The organism is Naumannella halotolerans, assembly GCF_004364645.1.
Taxonomy (GTDB): Bacteria; Actinomycetota; Actinomycetes; order Propionibacteriales; family Propionibacteriaceae; genus Naumannella; species Naumannella halotolerans.
Window position 1 is genome coordinate 1,137,121 of record NZ_SOAW01000001.1, and the last position, 14,199, is coordinate 1,151,319.

The window sequence follows — 14,199 nt, forward strand, 5'->3', positions numbered from 1 at the left end:
CCGAAAGGCTATCCCACCCGGTTCACCTCAACGGGTGCGCCGGAGCAACGCCAGGAACATCGCATCGGTGCCGTGACGGTGTGGCCACAACTGCACGCGGCCGTGCTCGTCCACCGCATCCGGTGCCGACCTGACCACCGCGGGCACGGACTCGACGTCGCCACGCGTGGCCAGTACCGCATCCACCACCCCGGCGGTCTCGGCCCGGTGCGGTGAACAGGTGACATAACCGACCAGTCCACCGGGCTCGACCAGGTCGAGGGCGGAGTTCAGCAGCGCGGTCTGCAGGGGAACCAGTGCGGCGAGGTCCTGCGGGATGCGACGCCAGCGGGCCTCCGGGCGACGCCGCAATGCCCCCAGACCGGTGCAGGGCACATCGGCCAGCACCCGGGCGAACGAACCCGCGGACCATGGTGGCTGCGTGCCGTCGGCGACCACCACCTCCGGCGGCGGCTGGTAGGCCCGCACCGCCTGGCGTACCAACTCCGCGCGATGCGGTGCCACCTCGGCGGCGACCAGGTCGTCACCGTGCTCACGGGCCAGACCCGTCAGCAAGGCGGTCTTGCCGCCCGGTCCGGCGCACAGATCGAGCCAGCGCCCGGCCGGCGCCGGGGCGGCGGCGAGGGTGGCGGCGACGAGCTGGGAACCGGGGTCCTGCACCCCGACCAGACCTTGCCGCAGGCCCGGCGCCTCGGCCGGATCACCCGGCCAGGCCACCGCGTACTCGCTGATCCCCGACGGTTCACCACCGGCCTCGATCAGCTCGGCGACCTCGGCCAGGCCCGGTCGAACCGCCAACCAGGTCCGGGGCGGGAGATTGTTCGCCGCCAGGGCCGCTGGGAGTTCGTCGGCCGGCAGGAGTTCGGCATAGGCGTCGACGATCCACCGCGGATGGGCGGTACGCAGGGCCAGCGTGTCGAGCTCGTCGAGGCCGGCGCAGAGCCGGTCCAGCCACTCCTGCTCCGATCGGCGGGTGAGCTTGCGGGTGACGGCATTGGTCAGCCCGGTGACCTTCTCCCCGATCATCGACCGCGCCAGTTCGACACTGGCCGCGACCGTGGCATGGTCGGGCACCCGCATGGCCAGCCCCTGATGGGTGGCCAGCCGGAGCACGTCGAGCAGTTCGGGGTCCAGGCCGTCGATCGGTCGGCCGGAGGCCTCGGCGATGATCGCGTCGTAGGTGCCGAGGTGTCGGGCGGTGCCGTTGACCAGTTCGGTGACGAAGGCGGCATCCCGACCGCTCAATCCGGCCTCGGCCAGGTTGCCCGGCAGCACCAGATTGGCATAGGCGTCGTCACCGGTCACCTGCCGCAGCGTCTGGTACGCCACCCGCCGGGGTGTGTCGATCCGTCCGCGCGAGCGCGGGGAACCGCCCTTGCGTGGACCGCCGCGGCGGGTCGAGCGACGCCCTGCCGGAGCACCCCGGTCCGCCGGCTCACTCATCGTCGTCGAAGCGTTGGTCGTCGGCGAGCTGTGCCCCGCGCGCCCAGTCCGCAGCAGCCATCGGCTTCTTGCCGGGGGGTTGGACCTGCAGCAGTTCCAGGGCACGATCGGCGGTACCGACGAGCACCTGTCTGCCGGTGTTCCGCAACTGTCCGGGCGGCAGCTCCTGCTCCGGCGCCGGCCGGGCGAGGCCGATCTTGAACCGCTGGCCGCGCAGCGTGGTCCAGGCACCGGGGGCCGGGTTGCAGCCGCGGATCAACCGGTCGATCACCAGCTGTGAGGTGTCCCAGTCGATCCGGGCGTCGTCACTGGTCAGCTTCGGCGCCGAGGTGACCCCCTCGTCCGGTTGCGGCCGGGGTACGGCACCGGCGGCGATCTCGTCGAGTGTCCGTACCAGCAGTCCCGCCCCGTCGCGCGCGAGCCGGTCGAGCAGGTCACCGGCGGTGTCGCCGGGGCCGATCGGTGTCCGGATCTGCCCATACACCGGGCCGGCGTCGAGTTCGCGGACCAGGGAGAAGGTGCAGGCACCGGTTTCGGCGTCGCCCCCGAGGATCGCGTGCTGTACCGGGGCGGCTCCGCGCCAGCGCGGCAGCAGCGAGAAGTGCAGGTTGACCCAGCCGTGTGCGGGGATGTCGATCACCCGCTGCGGCACCAGCGCACCGTAGGCGACCACCGGTACGCAGTCGGGTGCCAGTTCGGTCAGCATCGCTGCGAAGTCGGGATCCTTCGGATGCTCCGGTTTGTGCACGGGCAGTCCGAGCTCCTCGGCCCGGACGGCCACCGGTGAGGGGCGAAGCTTCTTCCCCCGGCCGGCCGGGGCGTCGGGGCGGGTGATCACCCCGAGTACCTGGTGATCGGAGTCGACCAGGGCATCGAGGGAGGCCACGGCGACCTCGGGGGTTCCGGCAAGCAAGACGCGCACCGGTCGAGTTTAGTGCCCCGGTTCGGTGCCCCGGTGCGACCGGTGGCCGGCCGGCGCGAGGTGTCGCCGGTTCAGCCCGTACCGCGAAGGACCAGGGTCGGGTTCAGCACCACCCGGCTCACCGGCACCGAGCTGCCGGCAACCATCGACAGCACCATCTCCAGCGCCATCCGGCCGGATTCGGCGAACGGCTGAGCGACCGTGGTCAGCCCCGACATCTCTGCCAGTTCTCCGTCGTCGTACCCGATCACTGCCAGGTCGTCAGGAACCCGGCGTCCGTTGCTGGTCAGCACCCGCAGTGCCCGGGCGGCCAGTCCGTCGTGGTTGGCCACCACCGCGGTGAGTGACGGATCGGCATCCAAGCACGGCAACCGGCCGTCGACCGAGCCGTCGGGCTCGGCCGGTACGGCAACCAGCTCGAGGTGCTCGGCCAGCCCGTCGGAGCGCAACATACCGGCCGAGACGTAGTCGGGTGATTGCTGCGGTTCGTGCAGGAAGACCACCCGGCGATGTCCGGCCGCGGCCAGGTGCTCCCCGATCAACCGCCCCCCGTGCAGATCGTCGATCAGCACCACCGGCGGATCCGCGGCCCGTGGCAGGGAGCGCCGGATGTCCAGGCCGACGACCGGGAAGCTGGCTCCCGGCTCGCCCGCAGCGCGGTGATGCCGAGCGGTACGCCCATCACGATCAACCCGTCGACACCCCGCCGGGCGGGCAGGGACTCCAGCAACGGTTCGGTTGCCGCAGCTGCCGAGGCCAGGTCGTAGGGGATCAGGTCCACGGCGGCCTGCCGTGCCCGGTGCAACATCCCGGTGAGCCGCCGGTAGTAGCTGTTGTAGCTGGAATAGGGCGCCGCCACGGCGATCCTCAGCGCGGTGGTGCGGCGGGAGCCGCGCTCACCCTCACCGCCGACCCGGTAGCCCAGTTCGGAGGCCGCCCGGATCACCCGCTCCCGGGTCTGCGGGCTCACCCGGTGCGGTGAGTTCATCACCAGCGAGACCGTGGAGATCGAGACCTGGGCGCGCTCGGCCACGGTGTAGATGTTCACCGCCTTCGGTTTTCCCTTCATCGCTGATCACCGTAGCGAAGCCCTTCATCGAAGTGCTTCGATTCCGCAGGCTGATGTCCGCATCCAACGAAGGAGACCCGCAGCATGCCCGGTAGGAATCGACTCGACGCCTTCGTCGCCGCGCACGAGCGACGGCTGGCACCGTTCCGCCGACCCGAACCAGCCGATCCCGGTCGCCCGCCGCGAACAGGCCGCACAACTCGACCTCGATTCGGCCGCTGTGTTGGGTCTGCGCCCGCCGCCGACCGCGGCCGCGGAGTACACGCTCGGTTCCTCCAGACATCCCGACGTTCCGGTCCGGGTGCACTGGCCGACCGCGCAACGTCCGGCGCCGGCCGAGACCGGCGGGCTGCCGGTCCTGATCTACTTCTACGGCGGCGCCTGGACCTTGGCCGGGATCGACTGGCTGGGCTGGGACCGGTCGTACCGCGAGCGCGCCGCCGACGCCGGGGTGATCGTGATCGCCGTCGACTACTCCCATGCCCCGGAGGTGCAGTTCCCCGCCCAACCCGAGCAGGGGTGGACCGTCCTCGAGTGGGCCCACGGCGCGGCCCGGGAGTTGGGTGGCGATCCGGACAGGCTGGCGATCGGCGGTGCCTCCTCCGGCGGCAATCTGGCCGCGGCGGTGACCCTGATGAACCGCGATCGTCACCAACGTCCGATCCGATTGCAGTTGTTGGAGGCCCCCGCCCTTGACCTGACCCTCGGCCACGTCGACGCCGGTGGGGTGAACAAGGCGATTCCCGACGTGATCCTGCGACAGATGGCCGCCCGGTTGGTGACCCAGTACCTGGGGACGGACCGCGGTCTGCGTCGACACCCCTACGCCTCGCCGATGCTGGCGCGGTCCCACGCAGGTCTGCCACCGGCCGTGGTCTGGACCGCCGAGCTGGATCCGCTGCGCGGCGACGGGGAGGCCTATGTGACCACGCTGACCCGGGCCGGTGTGCCCGCCGTCGGGGTACGGATGATCGGGCAGACCCACACCTCGGGCGGTCTGCGGTCGGTGGTACCGGCAGCCGAGCACCTGCACCGCGATGTGGTGAGCACTTGCGTACCCTCCACGCACCGGCGCTGGACTATCCGGATCCGTTGCGCACCGAGGACGACCGGGTATGAGCCCGCGTGATCTCCAGCTCGATCCGGCGGTCCTACGGTGGCTGAAGCGGATCGACGAACACTCCGCGACGCTGCCGGACCTGCGGCACCCGGGAACCCCTTCGGGCAGGCTGGCCGCAGCGCGCCTGTCGGATCTGCTGGCCCTCGAGTTCACCGCCGACGAGGCCCCGGAGGTGCGGATCGACGAGATCAGCCTGCCGGGGCCGGCCGGTCCGCTGCGGGTGCGCCGCTACCGCCCGCCGGCCGACGCCGGAGCCCTGCCCACCCAGCTGTTCCTGCACGGTGGCGGGTTCATCCACGGAACCGTCGACGAGCTGCTGAACGACCGGTTGTGTGCCCGTCGGGCGCGCAGCAGCGAGCTGCAGGTCCTCTCCCTGGACTACCGACTCGCCCCCGAGGACCGCTTCCCGGCGGGGGTCGAGGATGCGGTGGCCGCCATCGGGGAGCTGGCCGCCAACCCGGCGCAGCATGGGGTGGATCCCGAACGGCTGGGGATCGGCGGGAACTCCGCCGGTGCCTCGATCGCCGCCGGTGCGGCCATCGTGCTCCGCGATCGCGGCGGTCCGGCGCTTCGCCATCAGCTGCTGGAGGTCCCCCGATGACGCTGCCTCCGGTGGGGGAATCGGCGCGGCTGTTCGCCGAGGGGTTCGGGCTGGGACAGGATCAGGCGCTGATGACTGCCTACCTCGGCCCGGGACCGGTACCGCCCCTGGCCTCCCCCGTCGACCTGCCGGACCTTTCCGGGCGGCCGGACGCCTTGATCATGGTCGCCGAGTACGACCCGCTGCGTGACTCCGGACTGGCCTATGCCGAGCGGCTGCGGCAGGCCGGCATACCGACCACGACCGTCGTCGGCACCGGCCATCTGCACGGTACGCCCGGGCTGACCGCCGCCTGGGCCGGAGCCCGTCGATGGCAGGACGAGCAGGCCGCAGCGCTGAGCGAGGCCTACCACCAGTGATCCGGCATCCGGTCGATGCCCCAGCCCACCTGGAAGGACGATGATGTCACCCCAACTCCCCCACGAGCCGAACCCCGAGCCGGCCGTCGCCGACGCCGACGCAGTACCCGGTGAGCCCCAGCGGCGGCGGATTCCTGGCGATGTTCATCGCCTCCTGGTTCGGCATCAACCTGGTGTTGGGGACGACCATCGGCGCGTCGATCCCGAAGTTCTTCGCCTACTTCGACGACGCCTCGAAGGGCACCAACCTCTCGATCACCGCCGGCGTCGGCGGCATCGTGGTGACGCTGATCACCCCGCTCTTCGGGCGCCTCAGCGACCGGTCCATGTCCCGGCTGGGCAAGCGACGGCCGTGGATCCTCGGTGGAGCAGTGGCGGGCCTGCTGGGGGTCGGGTTGCTCGCCGGGGCGGGTTCGTTGGGGCAGGTGGTCCTCGGCTGGGCGATCGTGCAGACCGGTTTCGGCGCCGCCAATGCTGCGGTGCACGCCCTGTTGGCCGACCAGATCCCGAAACGGATCCGCGCCCGGGTGGCCGCGGCCGCCGGTGCCAGCGGTGGACTGGCGTTGATCCTGGGGGCGCAGCTGGTGGCGTTGCTGCCCGAGGACGCCCAGTGGACCTGGTTCGTCGTCCCCGGCGTGATCGGGGCCGGGTTGAACCTCGGCCTGTTCGTCGTCCTGCGCGACATCGTCCGTACCGAACGCCCCTCGCCGTGGCGGATGTGTTGTCCACCTACTGGTTGGATCCGCGGCGACACCCCGACTTCTTCTGGGCCTGGACCTGCCGGTTGTTCGTCACCATGTCGATCGTCTCAGTCTCGGCCTACCTGTTGTTCTTCATCATCGACCACCTCGGAATTCCCCGGGAGCAGGCCAGTCAGGTGCAGGCGAACACCTTGATCGCCTTCACGCTCGGCAACATCGCGATGACCTTGTTGTTCGGCTGGATCTCCGATCGCACCGGTCGCCGCAAGCCGATCGTCTGGGCTGCCAGCATGTTGTCGGTGGTCGGGCTGGTGGTCGCCATCCTGGCCTCGGACACGACCACCTTCATGATCGGCATCGTGATCGTCGGCGCCGCCCAGGGCGCCTATGTCTCGGTGGACGTGGCGCTGATGACCGAGGTGCTGCGACCTTCACCGATGCCGGCAAGGATCTCGGCATCGTCGCCCTGTCCTATCAGGTGCCGCAACTGCTGGTGCCGATCGTGGCGGTACCGTTGCTGGCCATCGGCGGTGGGGAGACTACACCGCGCTGTACGTGGCGGCGATCGTCTTCGGCGTGCTCGGCGGGCTAGCCGTACTGCCGGTGCGTTCGGTCAGGTGAGCCGGCCGATGTGCTGGAGCGGATGGCCTGAATCGAACAAGCGTCCCCGACGTGGAACGCCGGTGTTCTGCCACTGAACTACATCCGCAAGGCCGTGAGGCCTCGGTCACCGTAGCCGACGGATCTGCCCGGTTCAAACGCGGGCCGCGCGGGGATCGGACCGGTACGCGAGGCGCAATCGGTCGTTCGGGCCTCAGTCCATCACCACCTCAGTCCATCACCACCTCAGTCCATCACCACCTCAGTCCATCACCACCGGGTCGACCCGGACCCGGATCGCTCCGTCGACCTTCTTCGCGCTGCGCACCCCCTGGGCCTGCTGCAGCAGTCGGCTCAGTCTCACCCGGTCCCGACGGGGTACGCGTACGGTAAGCCGCTGCAGTTCCTCACCGGGTTTGGATGCGAACGGTACCGGTCCGAGCACCTCGGCCTCGGTCGGCAACTCGTCCAGCACCGGGGTGAGGAAGTCGGCCACCGAGGCGGGTCCGCCCTCGATCGTGGCCACGGCCGCGGCCGGCGGGAAGTGCGCGGCCGCCCGGTCAGCGAGTTCACGGCGGGCGAACCCGCCCGGATCGGTACGCACCAGCGCCTGGATCGCCCGCGCATCGGGGGCACCGACCACCATCACCGTGCCACCGGCAGGGGCGGGACGAACCAGCGCCGTGACGTTCAACCAGCGCCGCAGCGCCTCCTCGCCCGCCCGCAGAGCCGCCCGCGCCAGCAAGGCATCGGCGTCGACCAGCAGGGCCGCCGCATACCCACCTTCGGCGACGGGTTCGGCCCCGGGTGTGGCGACCACCAGGGCGGGTTTGGCCGAGACCTCCGGGAGCACCCGATTGCCGGCCGACCGGATCACCACCGTGCCGGGGAAGGCCCGTCCCAGTTCCTCGGCCAGCCTGGTGGCACCGACCACGGGGGCCCGGTGCCGGTCGCTGCCGCACTCCGGACAGCGCCAGCCGGCGAGCAGGGAACCGCACCAGGCGCAGTCCAGGCCGCCGTCGGGCTGTTCGCGGGCCGGGCCGTTGCAACGCGGACAGCGGATCGGGGTCCGGCACCGGGCGCAGGCCAAGGCCAGCCGATAACCGGCCCGTGGGATCTGCACCAGTACCGGGCCCTGGGGCAAGGACCGGCGGACGAGTTCGAAGGTGTCGTGGGGCAGCCGGGAGGTACGGGCCGCGGGGTCGCGGGCCATCGACTCGTCGGTGTCGGAAGCCACCCGAACCACCGGCGCCTCCCGCCTGACCTCGGCGGTCGGAAGTGCCAGCGGGGTCAGCCATTGGGCGTTGATCAACTGTTCGATCTCGGTGCTCCGGGCGTACCCGGCGAAGAGCACCGCACAGTCCTGGTCCGCGGCGCGGATCGCCAGTACCTCGCGGGCATGCGGGTACGGGGCGCGCGGCTCCGACAGCAGGTCGTCCCCGTCATCCCACAACGCCACCAGACCAAGATCATGTACCGGTGCATAGGCGGCCGCGCGGGTACCGATCACCACCTTCACCTGGCCCCGGGAGATCCGCAGGAACTGCCGATAGCGGGCAGAGGGGCCGAGTTCGGCACTCAGCCGGGCGAACCCTGCGGCCCCGAACCGTTGGGTACAGGCCTGGGCGAGGCGATCAAGATCACGATGGTCCGGGACGATGATCAACACACCCCGCCCGCCGGCCACCGTGGCAGCCGCCGCCTGCGCCAGACCGGCCGTCCAGTCGGCATACTCCCCCGCCCCCGGGCAGACCTGCCAGTAGGCGCGGGGACGACCACCGGTGGCCAGGGCGTTGATCAACTCCGGTCCGGTCGGATAGCGGTCCAGCGGCCCGGCCGACCGGTCGGGTGCGGGCAGTTCGACCGGACGTGGGGTGGCCTTCTCGGTGGCGGCATGGCGTGGGGGGACCGCCAGCCGCAGGACATCGGCAAAGGTGCCGGCGTAATGATCGGCAACCCGCCGGATCAGGCTGACGATCTCCGGTGCGAGCACCGGTTCGGCGGACAGCACGGTGTGCAGGGGTGCGAGAGTGCCGGTGTGCTCGGTCGTGTCGGGCAGATCGACGATGAAACCGTCGCGCAGGCGGCCGGCGAACCGTACCCGCACCCGGGCGCCCGGGACCGCGGCCTCGGCCTGGGCCTCGGTCACCGCGTAGTCGAAGAAGCGGTCCAGGTGAGGCAGGGAGACGTCGACCGCCACCCGGGCGATCCGCAGCGGCGAGCTCTCCGCATCCGCGGACTCCGGGACGGTCGTCGTTGCCGACTTGCCCGCCTCGGCCGGGAGCAAGGCGTCGTCGGCCGCCGGCGGTCTGCTGTCGGTCACCGACCCATCGTAGAGGCGAGGTCAGCCACGTACCGCGGCTGCCAATGCCTCGGCCCGGGAGGCCTGTTCCCAGGTGAAATCGGGCAGTTCCCGACCGAAATGGCCGTAGGCGGCGGTCTGGGCGTAGATCGGGCGCTTCAGGTCCAGGGCCTCGATGATCGCCGCCGGCCGCAGGTCGAAGGTGGCCAGTACGGCAGCCTCGATCTGTTCGGTCGGCACCTTCTCGGTGCCGAAGCAGTCGAGGTAGAAGCCGACCGGGTGGGCGCGTCCGATCGCATAGGCGATCTGCACCTCGCAACGCTCGGCCAGACCGGCCGCGACGACGTTCTTCGCCACCCATCGCATGGCATAAGCCGCGGAGCGGTCGACCTTCGACGGATCCTTGCCGGAGAAGGCGCCACCGCCGTGACGGGCCATACCGCCGTAGGTGTCGACGATGATCTTCCGGCCGGTCAGTCCGGCATCTCCCATCGGTCCGCCGATCTCGAAGCGGCCGGTCGGGTTCACATGCAGCGTGTAGTCGTCGTGCTCCAGGTCGAAGGCGGCCAGGACGGGCTTCACCACCTGTTCCCGCAGGTCCGGGGTGAGCAGATTCGCCAGGTCGATGTCGGCGGCGTGCTGCGAACTGATCACCACGGTGTCCAGCCGGACCGGTCGATCGCCGTCGTACTCCACGGTGACCTGGGTCTTGCCGTCCGGGCGCAGGTACGGCACCTCGCCGTTCTTACGCACCGCCGCCAGCCGTTCGGACAACCGGTGCGCCAGTGTGATCGGCAGCGGCATCAGCTCGGGGGTCTCCGAACAGGCGTAGCCGAACATCAGGCCCTGGTCGCCGGCGCCGAGCAGGTCATAGGACTCCACACTGCCGTCGCGGGCCTCCTCGGCATTGTCCACACCCTGGGCGATGTCCGGGGACTGGGCGCCGATGCTGACCTGGACACCGCAGGAGGCGCCGTCGAAGGACTTGTGCGAGGAGTCGTAGCCGATCTCCAGGATGCGTTCGCGGACGATCCGCGGGATCTCGGCGTAGGCCTCGGTGGTCACCTCACCGGCGACCACGACCAGGCCCGTGGTGACCAGGGTCTCGACTGCCACCCGGCTGTTCGGGTCGTGGGTCAGCAACTCGTCCAGTACCGAGTCGCTGATCTGGTCAGCGATCTTGTCCGGGTGCCCCTCGGTCACGGATTCGGAGGTGAACAGTCGACGGCTCATGGGCTCGACCTTAATGTGCCCGGGCAATCGGTGGACGCCGTGCCGCCATGCGGTCGGCGTCGGGTCGATCGTCACCGGGGCCGCATACTGTCGACACCGGCAGATCTCCGGCCGGGATCGCCATTCATCCGCACCGGGCCACTGCATGCGCAAGGATGTGAACTCGGACAATTTGCCGACCACCGATGAACTGGGGAACCGAGTGTCGACACTGGATCCGACGGCGACGGCCGTCATCAACGAGGCCTACTCGAGGATGCGGACGTTCACCGGGAGAGATCGTTACGAGCTGTACGACTATCTGCGCTACACCGCGTCCCGGCTCGGGAAGGTCGATGCCTTCTACGTCGGGCTGTTCCAGCCCGGCGGGCATCAGATCCGCTATCCGTATGCGGTGGAGGACGGGGTCTACGATCAGACCGCCTCCTATCAGGTCGCGGCCGGCGCCACCTCGGGGTGGATGCTGAAGAACCGACGTACCTACCGCTTCAACGAGGACAACGGTGCCCTGCTCGACCGCGGGGTCCGGTTCGGCGATCTGTCCCGCAGGTCCGCCGATGTGGTGACCGTGCCGATGTTCCGGTCCCGCGTCGACGACGTCCCGGAGGTCTATGGGATCGTCTCCATGCACAGTCACACCCCTCACGCCTACCCGCCGCCGGTGGTGCGTGCCTTCGAGTTGCTGTGCAAACTGGCGGCGCAGGTGATGGTGCGTGAGGTCGAGGACCGGGAGACCCTGGCCCAGCTGCACCTGGACGGTCCGCTGAGCTCGCTGATCGCGTCGAATCACTTCGCCGACACGTTGTCGGTACGCCTGGGCAAGGCGCGTCTGGTGGCCGAGCAGGTTCTGCAGGATCCCGAGGCCGACATCGAGACCCTGCGGCGGAGTCTGGGCGACCTGGTGACCGCGTCGCGGATGGTGCAGACCGAGCTGGTGGAGTTGCAACTGCAGATCACCGAGGGCCCGTCGCGCCGGTACGCCTCGTTGACCGACCGGGAGAAGGCGGTGGCCATCGAGCTGGCCGACGAGGCGTCGAATGCCGAGATCGCTGCCCGGCTGGTGGTGAGCACCGAAACGGTCAAGTCCCACATCGCGAGCATTCGTCGCAAGTACGAGATGTCGGACCGGTCAGCGATCGGGCAGGAGATCCGCCAACATCTCAATCATTCGCGTCGGCGTTCGGACTCCGAGCACTGACCACATCCAGGATCCGGTGGGCGCACAGCTCCTTCGAGCCGGCCGCCTCGACCGCCGAACCGTCGCTGCCGATGACGGTGACCGCGGTCCCCTCGGAGCCGAACACCTTGCCGCCACTGACATCGTTCAGCACCAGCCAGTCGGCCTTCTTCCGGGCCAGCTTCGACCGACCGAGTTCCAGCAACCGATCGGGATCGGCGGCGGTCTCCGCAGCGAACCCGACCAGGGTGGGGCGGCCGCCGCTACGCCCGGCGCCGAGCCGGGCCAGCACATCGGTCGTCTGCTGCAGCTCCAGCGTCAGCCCGGAGTCCCGATCCTTCTTGATCTTGCCGGTGGCGGTGCGGGCAGGAGTGAAGTCGGCGGCCGCGACGGCCATCACCACCAGGTCGGCTCCTTCGACGGCCGCCGACATGGCCTGGTCGAGTTCGGCCGTGGTGCCGACGTCGACCACATCCACGCCACTGGGTGTGGCCACCTCGGTGTGTGCCCGGACAAGCCTCACCCGGGCACCCCGCAGCCGGGCGGCCCGGGCCAGCGCCATCCCCATCCGTCCGGAGCTGGAGTTGCCGAGGTAGCGGACCGGATCCAGCGGTTCGCGGGTGCCGCCGGCGCTGACCACCACGGTCCGGCCGTGCAGGTCCTGACCGCGCGTGGCGATCGACGGGTCCTCCAGCAGCACCTCGGCGATCTGTGCCAGTTCATCGGGATCGGGCAACCTGCCCGGTCCGGAGTCGGCCCCGGTCAGTCGACCGCTCGCCGGATCCACGACGACCACTCCACGCTCGCGCTGGGTCTGCACATTGGACCGGGTGGCGGCGTGCTGCCACATCTCGGTGTGCATCGCCGGGGCCATCATCACCGGACAGTGCGCGGTCAACAAGACATTGGTGAGCAGGTCGTCGGCGCGTCCCTGGGCGGCCCGGGCGAGCAGATCCGCGGTGGCCGGTGCAACCACCACCAGATCGGCCTGCCGACCGAGCATCACATGGTTGACCCGATGGGCATCGCTGAACACCTCGGTCGCCACCGGCCGGCCCGACAGGGCCTCCCAGGTCACCTTGCCGACGAAGTTCAGTGCCGCCGGGGTGGGGACCACGGTCACCTCGTGACCGGCCTCGGAGAACCGTCGCAGCAGTTCACACGCCTTGTAGGCGGCGATGCCGCCGGCGACCCCCAGCAGAATCCGGCTCATCCGTGTTCAGCGATCCCGATGGTGCAGTGCAGGTACGGGCGATCTTCTCAGGCGGAGAAGTCGGGGTCGTTGGCGAACTCGTCGTCCTCCACCGCGGACAGCGACGGGCCCTCCTCGGGGTCCTCGGTTGCGGGAGCGTGGGGGTCGATCTGCTCGCACTCGAGCAGGCCGTCCTCGATCTCACGCAGCGCGATCGACAGCGGCTTCTCGGTCACACCGGCATCGACCAGCGGACCCACGTTCTCCAACAGGCTCTCACCGAGCTGGGCGTAGTAGGAGTTGATCTGCCGGGCACGGTTGGCGGCGAAGAGCACCAGGCGGTACTTCGAATCGACCTTGGTCAACAGGATGTCGATCGGCGGGTTGGTGATGCCGACGGCTTCGGTGTGGGTCACGATGCACCTTCGTTTGACTCGTGTTCTTGAATTCGTGGTCGTCGTGGGGCCGGCGGGCTGCACCTGCTCGTCCACGGACGGCGTGCGCCGCGCTCACTGTCTGGGCGCGGTTGCACAGCCGAACCTGGGTGAGTCTATCCGACCCCACCCCGCAGACCCAAGATTTCGGCCAGTTCCTCGACCGTGGTGTCGATGTCGACATTGACCACCACATGGTCGAAGTCGTCGAAATGGGCCAGTTCGGAGCGGGCGGTCTGCAGCCGACGCTGGACCGCCTCCTGGTCCTCGGTGCCGCGGGCGGTCAACCGGCGGACCAGTTCCTCCCACGACGGAGGCATCAGGAAGATCGAATGCGCCTGCGGCATCGTCCTGCGTACCTGGCGGGCACCCTGCGGGTCGATCTCCAACAACACATTGTGTCCCTCGGCCATCGCCGCCTGCACCGGCGCCCGCGGGGTGCCGTACCGCGCCTTGCGATGCACGGTGGCCCACTCCAGCAGGCCGTCATGGGCGATCAGGTCGTCGAACTCGGCGTCATCGGTGAACAGATAGTGCTTCCCGTCGACCTCCCCGGGACGGGGCGCCCGGGTGGTCGCCGAGACCGACACCCACAGCGACGGGTACTTGGCCTGCAGCGCCGCCACGACCGTACCCTTGCCCACCCCGGCCGGCCCGGAGAGGATGAACAACTCCCCCTGACCGGGTCGCTCGCGCCGGTCGGTCGCCTGACCACTCACCGGAACTCCTCCCGCAGCGCGGCCAGTTGGTGTCGGCCGAGACCACGGATCCGGCGGCTGGGGGCGATGTCCAGGCGCTCCATGGTGTCGGCGGCCCGCTTGTCCCCGACCCTGGGCAGCGACCGCAGCAGGTCGACGACCTTGATGTGGGCCAGCACATCGTCGTTCTCGGCCAGGTCGAGGAAAGCCGACAGATGCAGATCGCCGGTACGCAGCCGGGCCTTCGCGGCCGCCCGGTGCCGGCGCACCTGGGTGGCGGCCGCACGCGCCTGCTGGCGCTGGCTCTCCGAGAGCGGCGGTACCGAGGTCACGGGCGCCAACCTACCG

At 70.0% G+C, this 14,199-nt stretch carries 14 protein-coding genes, 1 tRNA gene and 1 pseudogene; 5 read left to right on the plus strand and 11 right to left on the minus strand.

What is annotated here, in order from left to right; translation table 11 throughout:
* Positions 1-27: 27 nt before the first annotated feature.
* From CLV29_RS05320 to CLV29_RS05335, 4 genes are all read right to left on the minus strand, one after another.
* Positions 28-1,443 (minus strand): RsmB/NOP family class I SAM-dependent RNA methyltransferase, encoded by a 1,416-nt coding sequence (locus CLV29_RS05320; protein WP_133753962.1) that lies wholly within the window; start codon positions 1,441-1,443, stop codon positions 28-30.
* Positions 1,436-2,365 carry a methionyl-tRNA formyltransferase gene (gene fmt, locus CLV29_RS05325; RefSeq protein ID WP_133753963.1) on the minus strand — a complete coding sequence of 310 codons (930 nt, stop codon included), beginning with the start codon at positions 2,363-2,365 and terminating at the stop codon, positions 1,436-1,438. The genes CLV29_RS05320 and fmt overlap by 8 nt, the downstream gene beginning before the upstream one ends.
* 71 nt (positions 2,366-2,436) lie before the next feature.
* A complete protein-coding gene (locus CLV29_RS05330) occupies positions 2,437-2,940 on the minus strand; it encodes a LacI family DNA-binding transcriptional regulator (protein WP_166649137.1) in 504 nt (167 codons plus the stop codon).
* Entirely contained in the window at positions 2,931-3,434 is a 504-nt protein-coding gene (locus CLV29_RS05335) for a LacI family DNA-binding transcriptional regulator (protein WP_133753965.1), read from the minus strand. The genes CLV29_RS05330 and CLV29_RS05335 overlap by 10 nt, the downstream gene beginning before the upstream one ends.
* Positions 3,435-3,654: 220 nt before the next feature.
* On the opposite strand from CLV29_RS05335, the gene CLV29_RS05340 reads away from it, so the two are divergent.
* The 4 genes and pseudogenes from CLV29_RS05340 to CLV29_RS05355 form a co-directional block, all read left to right on the plus strand.
* Complete coding sequence (locus CLV29_RS05340) at positions 3,655-4,563, plus strand: alpha/beta hydrolase (RefSeq protein ID WP_208292761.1); 909 nt, start codon at positions 3,655-3,657, stop codon at positions 4,561-4,563.
* Positions 4,550-5,155, plus strand: coding sequence for an alpha/beta hydrolase fold domain-containing protein (locus tag CLV29_RS16960; protein ID WP_133753966.1), 606 nt, complete (start codon positions 4,550-4,552; stop codon positions 5,153-5,155). The genes CLV29_RS05340 and CLV29_RS16960 overlap by 14 nt, the downstream gene beginning before the upstream one ends.
* Entirely contained in the window at positions 5,152-5,514 is a 363-nt protein-coding gene (locus tag CLV29_RS16965; RefSeq protein ID WP_133753967.1) for an alpha/beta hydrolase fold domain-containing protein, read from the plus strand. The genes CLV29_RS16960 and CLV29_RS16965 overlap by 4 nt, the downstream gene beginning before the upstream one ends.
* A 140-nt stretch (positions 5,515-5,654) precedes the next feature.
* Positions 5,655-6,586 (plus strand): annotated as a pseudogene (locus CLV29_RS05355) (MFS transporter); the annotation flags it as partial.
* 264 nt (positions 6,587-6,850) lie between these two features.
* Here the strand turns inward: CLV29_RS05355 and CLV29_RS05360 are convergent.
* The 3 genes from CLV29_RS05360 to metK all read right to left on the minus strand — a co-directional run bounded on the left by CLV29_RS05360 (position 6,851) and on the right by metK (position 10,350).
* A tRNA-Gly gene (locus CLV29_RS05360) sits at positions 6,851-6,924 on the minus strand.
* A gap of 153 nt (positions 6,925-7,077) precedes the next feature.
* Entirely contained in the window at positions 7,078-9,138 is a 2,061-nt protein-coding gene (locus tag CLV29_RS05365) for a primosomal protein N' (protein WP_133753968.1), read from the minus strand.
* A 21-nt stretch (positions 9,139-9,159) separates the two neighbouring features.
* Positions 9,160-10,350, minus strand: coding sequence for a methionine adenosyltransferase (gene metK, locus CLV29_RS05370; protein ID WP_133753969.1), 1,191 nt, complete (start codon positions 10,348-10,350; stop codon positions 9,160-9,162).
* Positions 10,351-10,552: 202 nt separating this feature from the next.
* On the opposite strand from metK, the gene CLV29_RS05375 reads away from it, so the two are divergent.
* A complete protein-coding gene (locus tag CLV29_RS05375) occupies positions 10,553-11,548 on the plus strand; it encodes a LuxR C-terminal-related transcriptional regulator (protein ID WP_166649138.1) in 996 nt (331 codons plus the stop codon).
* On the opposite strand, the gene coaBC is transcribed toward CLV29_RS05375, so the two are convergent.
* The 4 genes from coaBC to mihF form a co-directional block, all read right to left on the minus strand.
* Positions 11,511-12,740, minus strand: a complete 1,230-nt coding sequence (gene coaBC / locus CLV29_RS05380) for a bifunctional phosphopantothenoylcysteine decarboxylase/phosphopantothenate--cysteine ligase CoaBC (protein WP_133753971.1) — start codon at positions 12,738-12,740, stop codon at positions 11,511-11,513. The two genes, CLV29_RS05375 and coaBC, sit on opposite strands and share 38 nt — an antisense overlap.
* Before the next feature lie 47 nt (positions 12,741-12,787).
* Positions 12,788-13,135, minus strand: coding sequence for a DNA-directed RNA polymerase subunit omega (gene rpoZ / locus CLV29_RS05385; RefSeq protein WP_243831742.1), 348 nt, complete (start codon positions 13,133-13,135; stop codon positions 12,788-12,790).
* Positions 13,136-13,269: 134 nt separating this feature from the next.
* A complete protein-coding gene (gmk, locus tag CLV29_RS05390; protein WP_243831743.1) occupies positions 13,270-13,872 on the minus strand; it encodes a guanylate kinase in 603 nt (200 codons plus the stop codon).
* Entirely contained in the window at positions 13,869-14,192 is a 324-nt protein-coding gene (mihF, locus tag CLV29_RS05395) for an integration host factor, actinobacterial type (protein ID WP_133753972.1), read from the minus strand. Before mihF ends, gmk begins: the two co-directional genes overlap by 4 nt.
* Between the last annotated feature and the right edge of the window lie 7 nt (positions 14,193-14,199).

Excerpts from the sequence above, each read along its gene's own strand:
- CLV29_RS16960 (WP_133753966.1), top strand. The coding sequence starts at position 4,550 with ATGAGCCCGCGTGATCTCCAGCTCGATCCGGCGGTCCTACGGTGGCTG.
- metK (WP_133753969.1), bottom strand. The coding sequence starts at position 10,350 with ATGAGCCGTCGACTGTTCACCTCCGAATCCGTGACCGAGGGGCACCCG.
- CLV29_RS05335 (WP_133753965.1), bottom strand. The coding sequence starts at position 3,434 with ATGAAGGGAAAACCGAAGGCGGTGAACATCTACACCGTGGCCGAGCGC.
- CLV29_RS05320 (WP_133753962.1), bottom strand. The coding sequence starts at position 1,443 with ATGAGTGAGCCGGCGGACCGGGGTGCTCCGGCAGGGCGTCGCTCGACC.
- coaBC (WP_133753971.1), bottom strand. The coding sequence starts at position 12,740 with ATGAGCCGGATTCTGCTGGGGGTCGCCGGCGGCATCGCCGCCTACAAG.
- CLV29_RS16965 (WP_133753967.1), top strand. The coding sequence starts at position 5,152 with ATGACGCTGCCTCCGGTGGGGGAATCGGCGCGGCTGTTCGCCGAGGGG.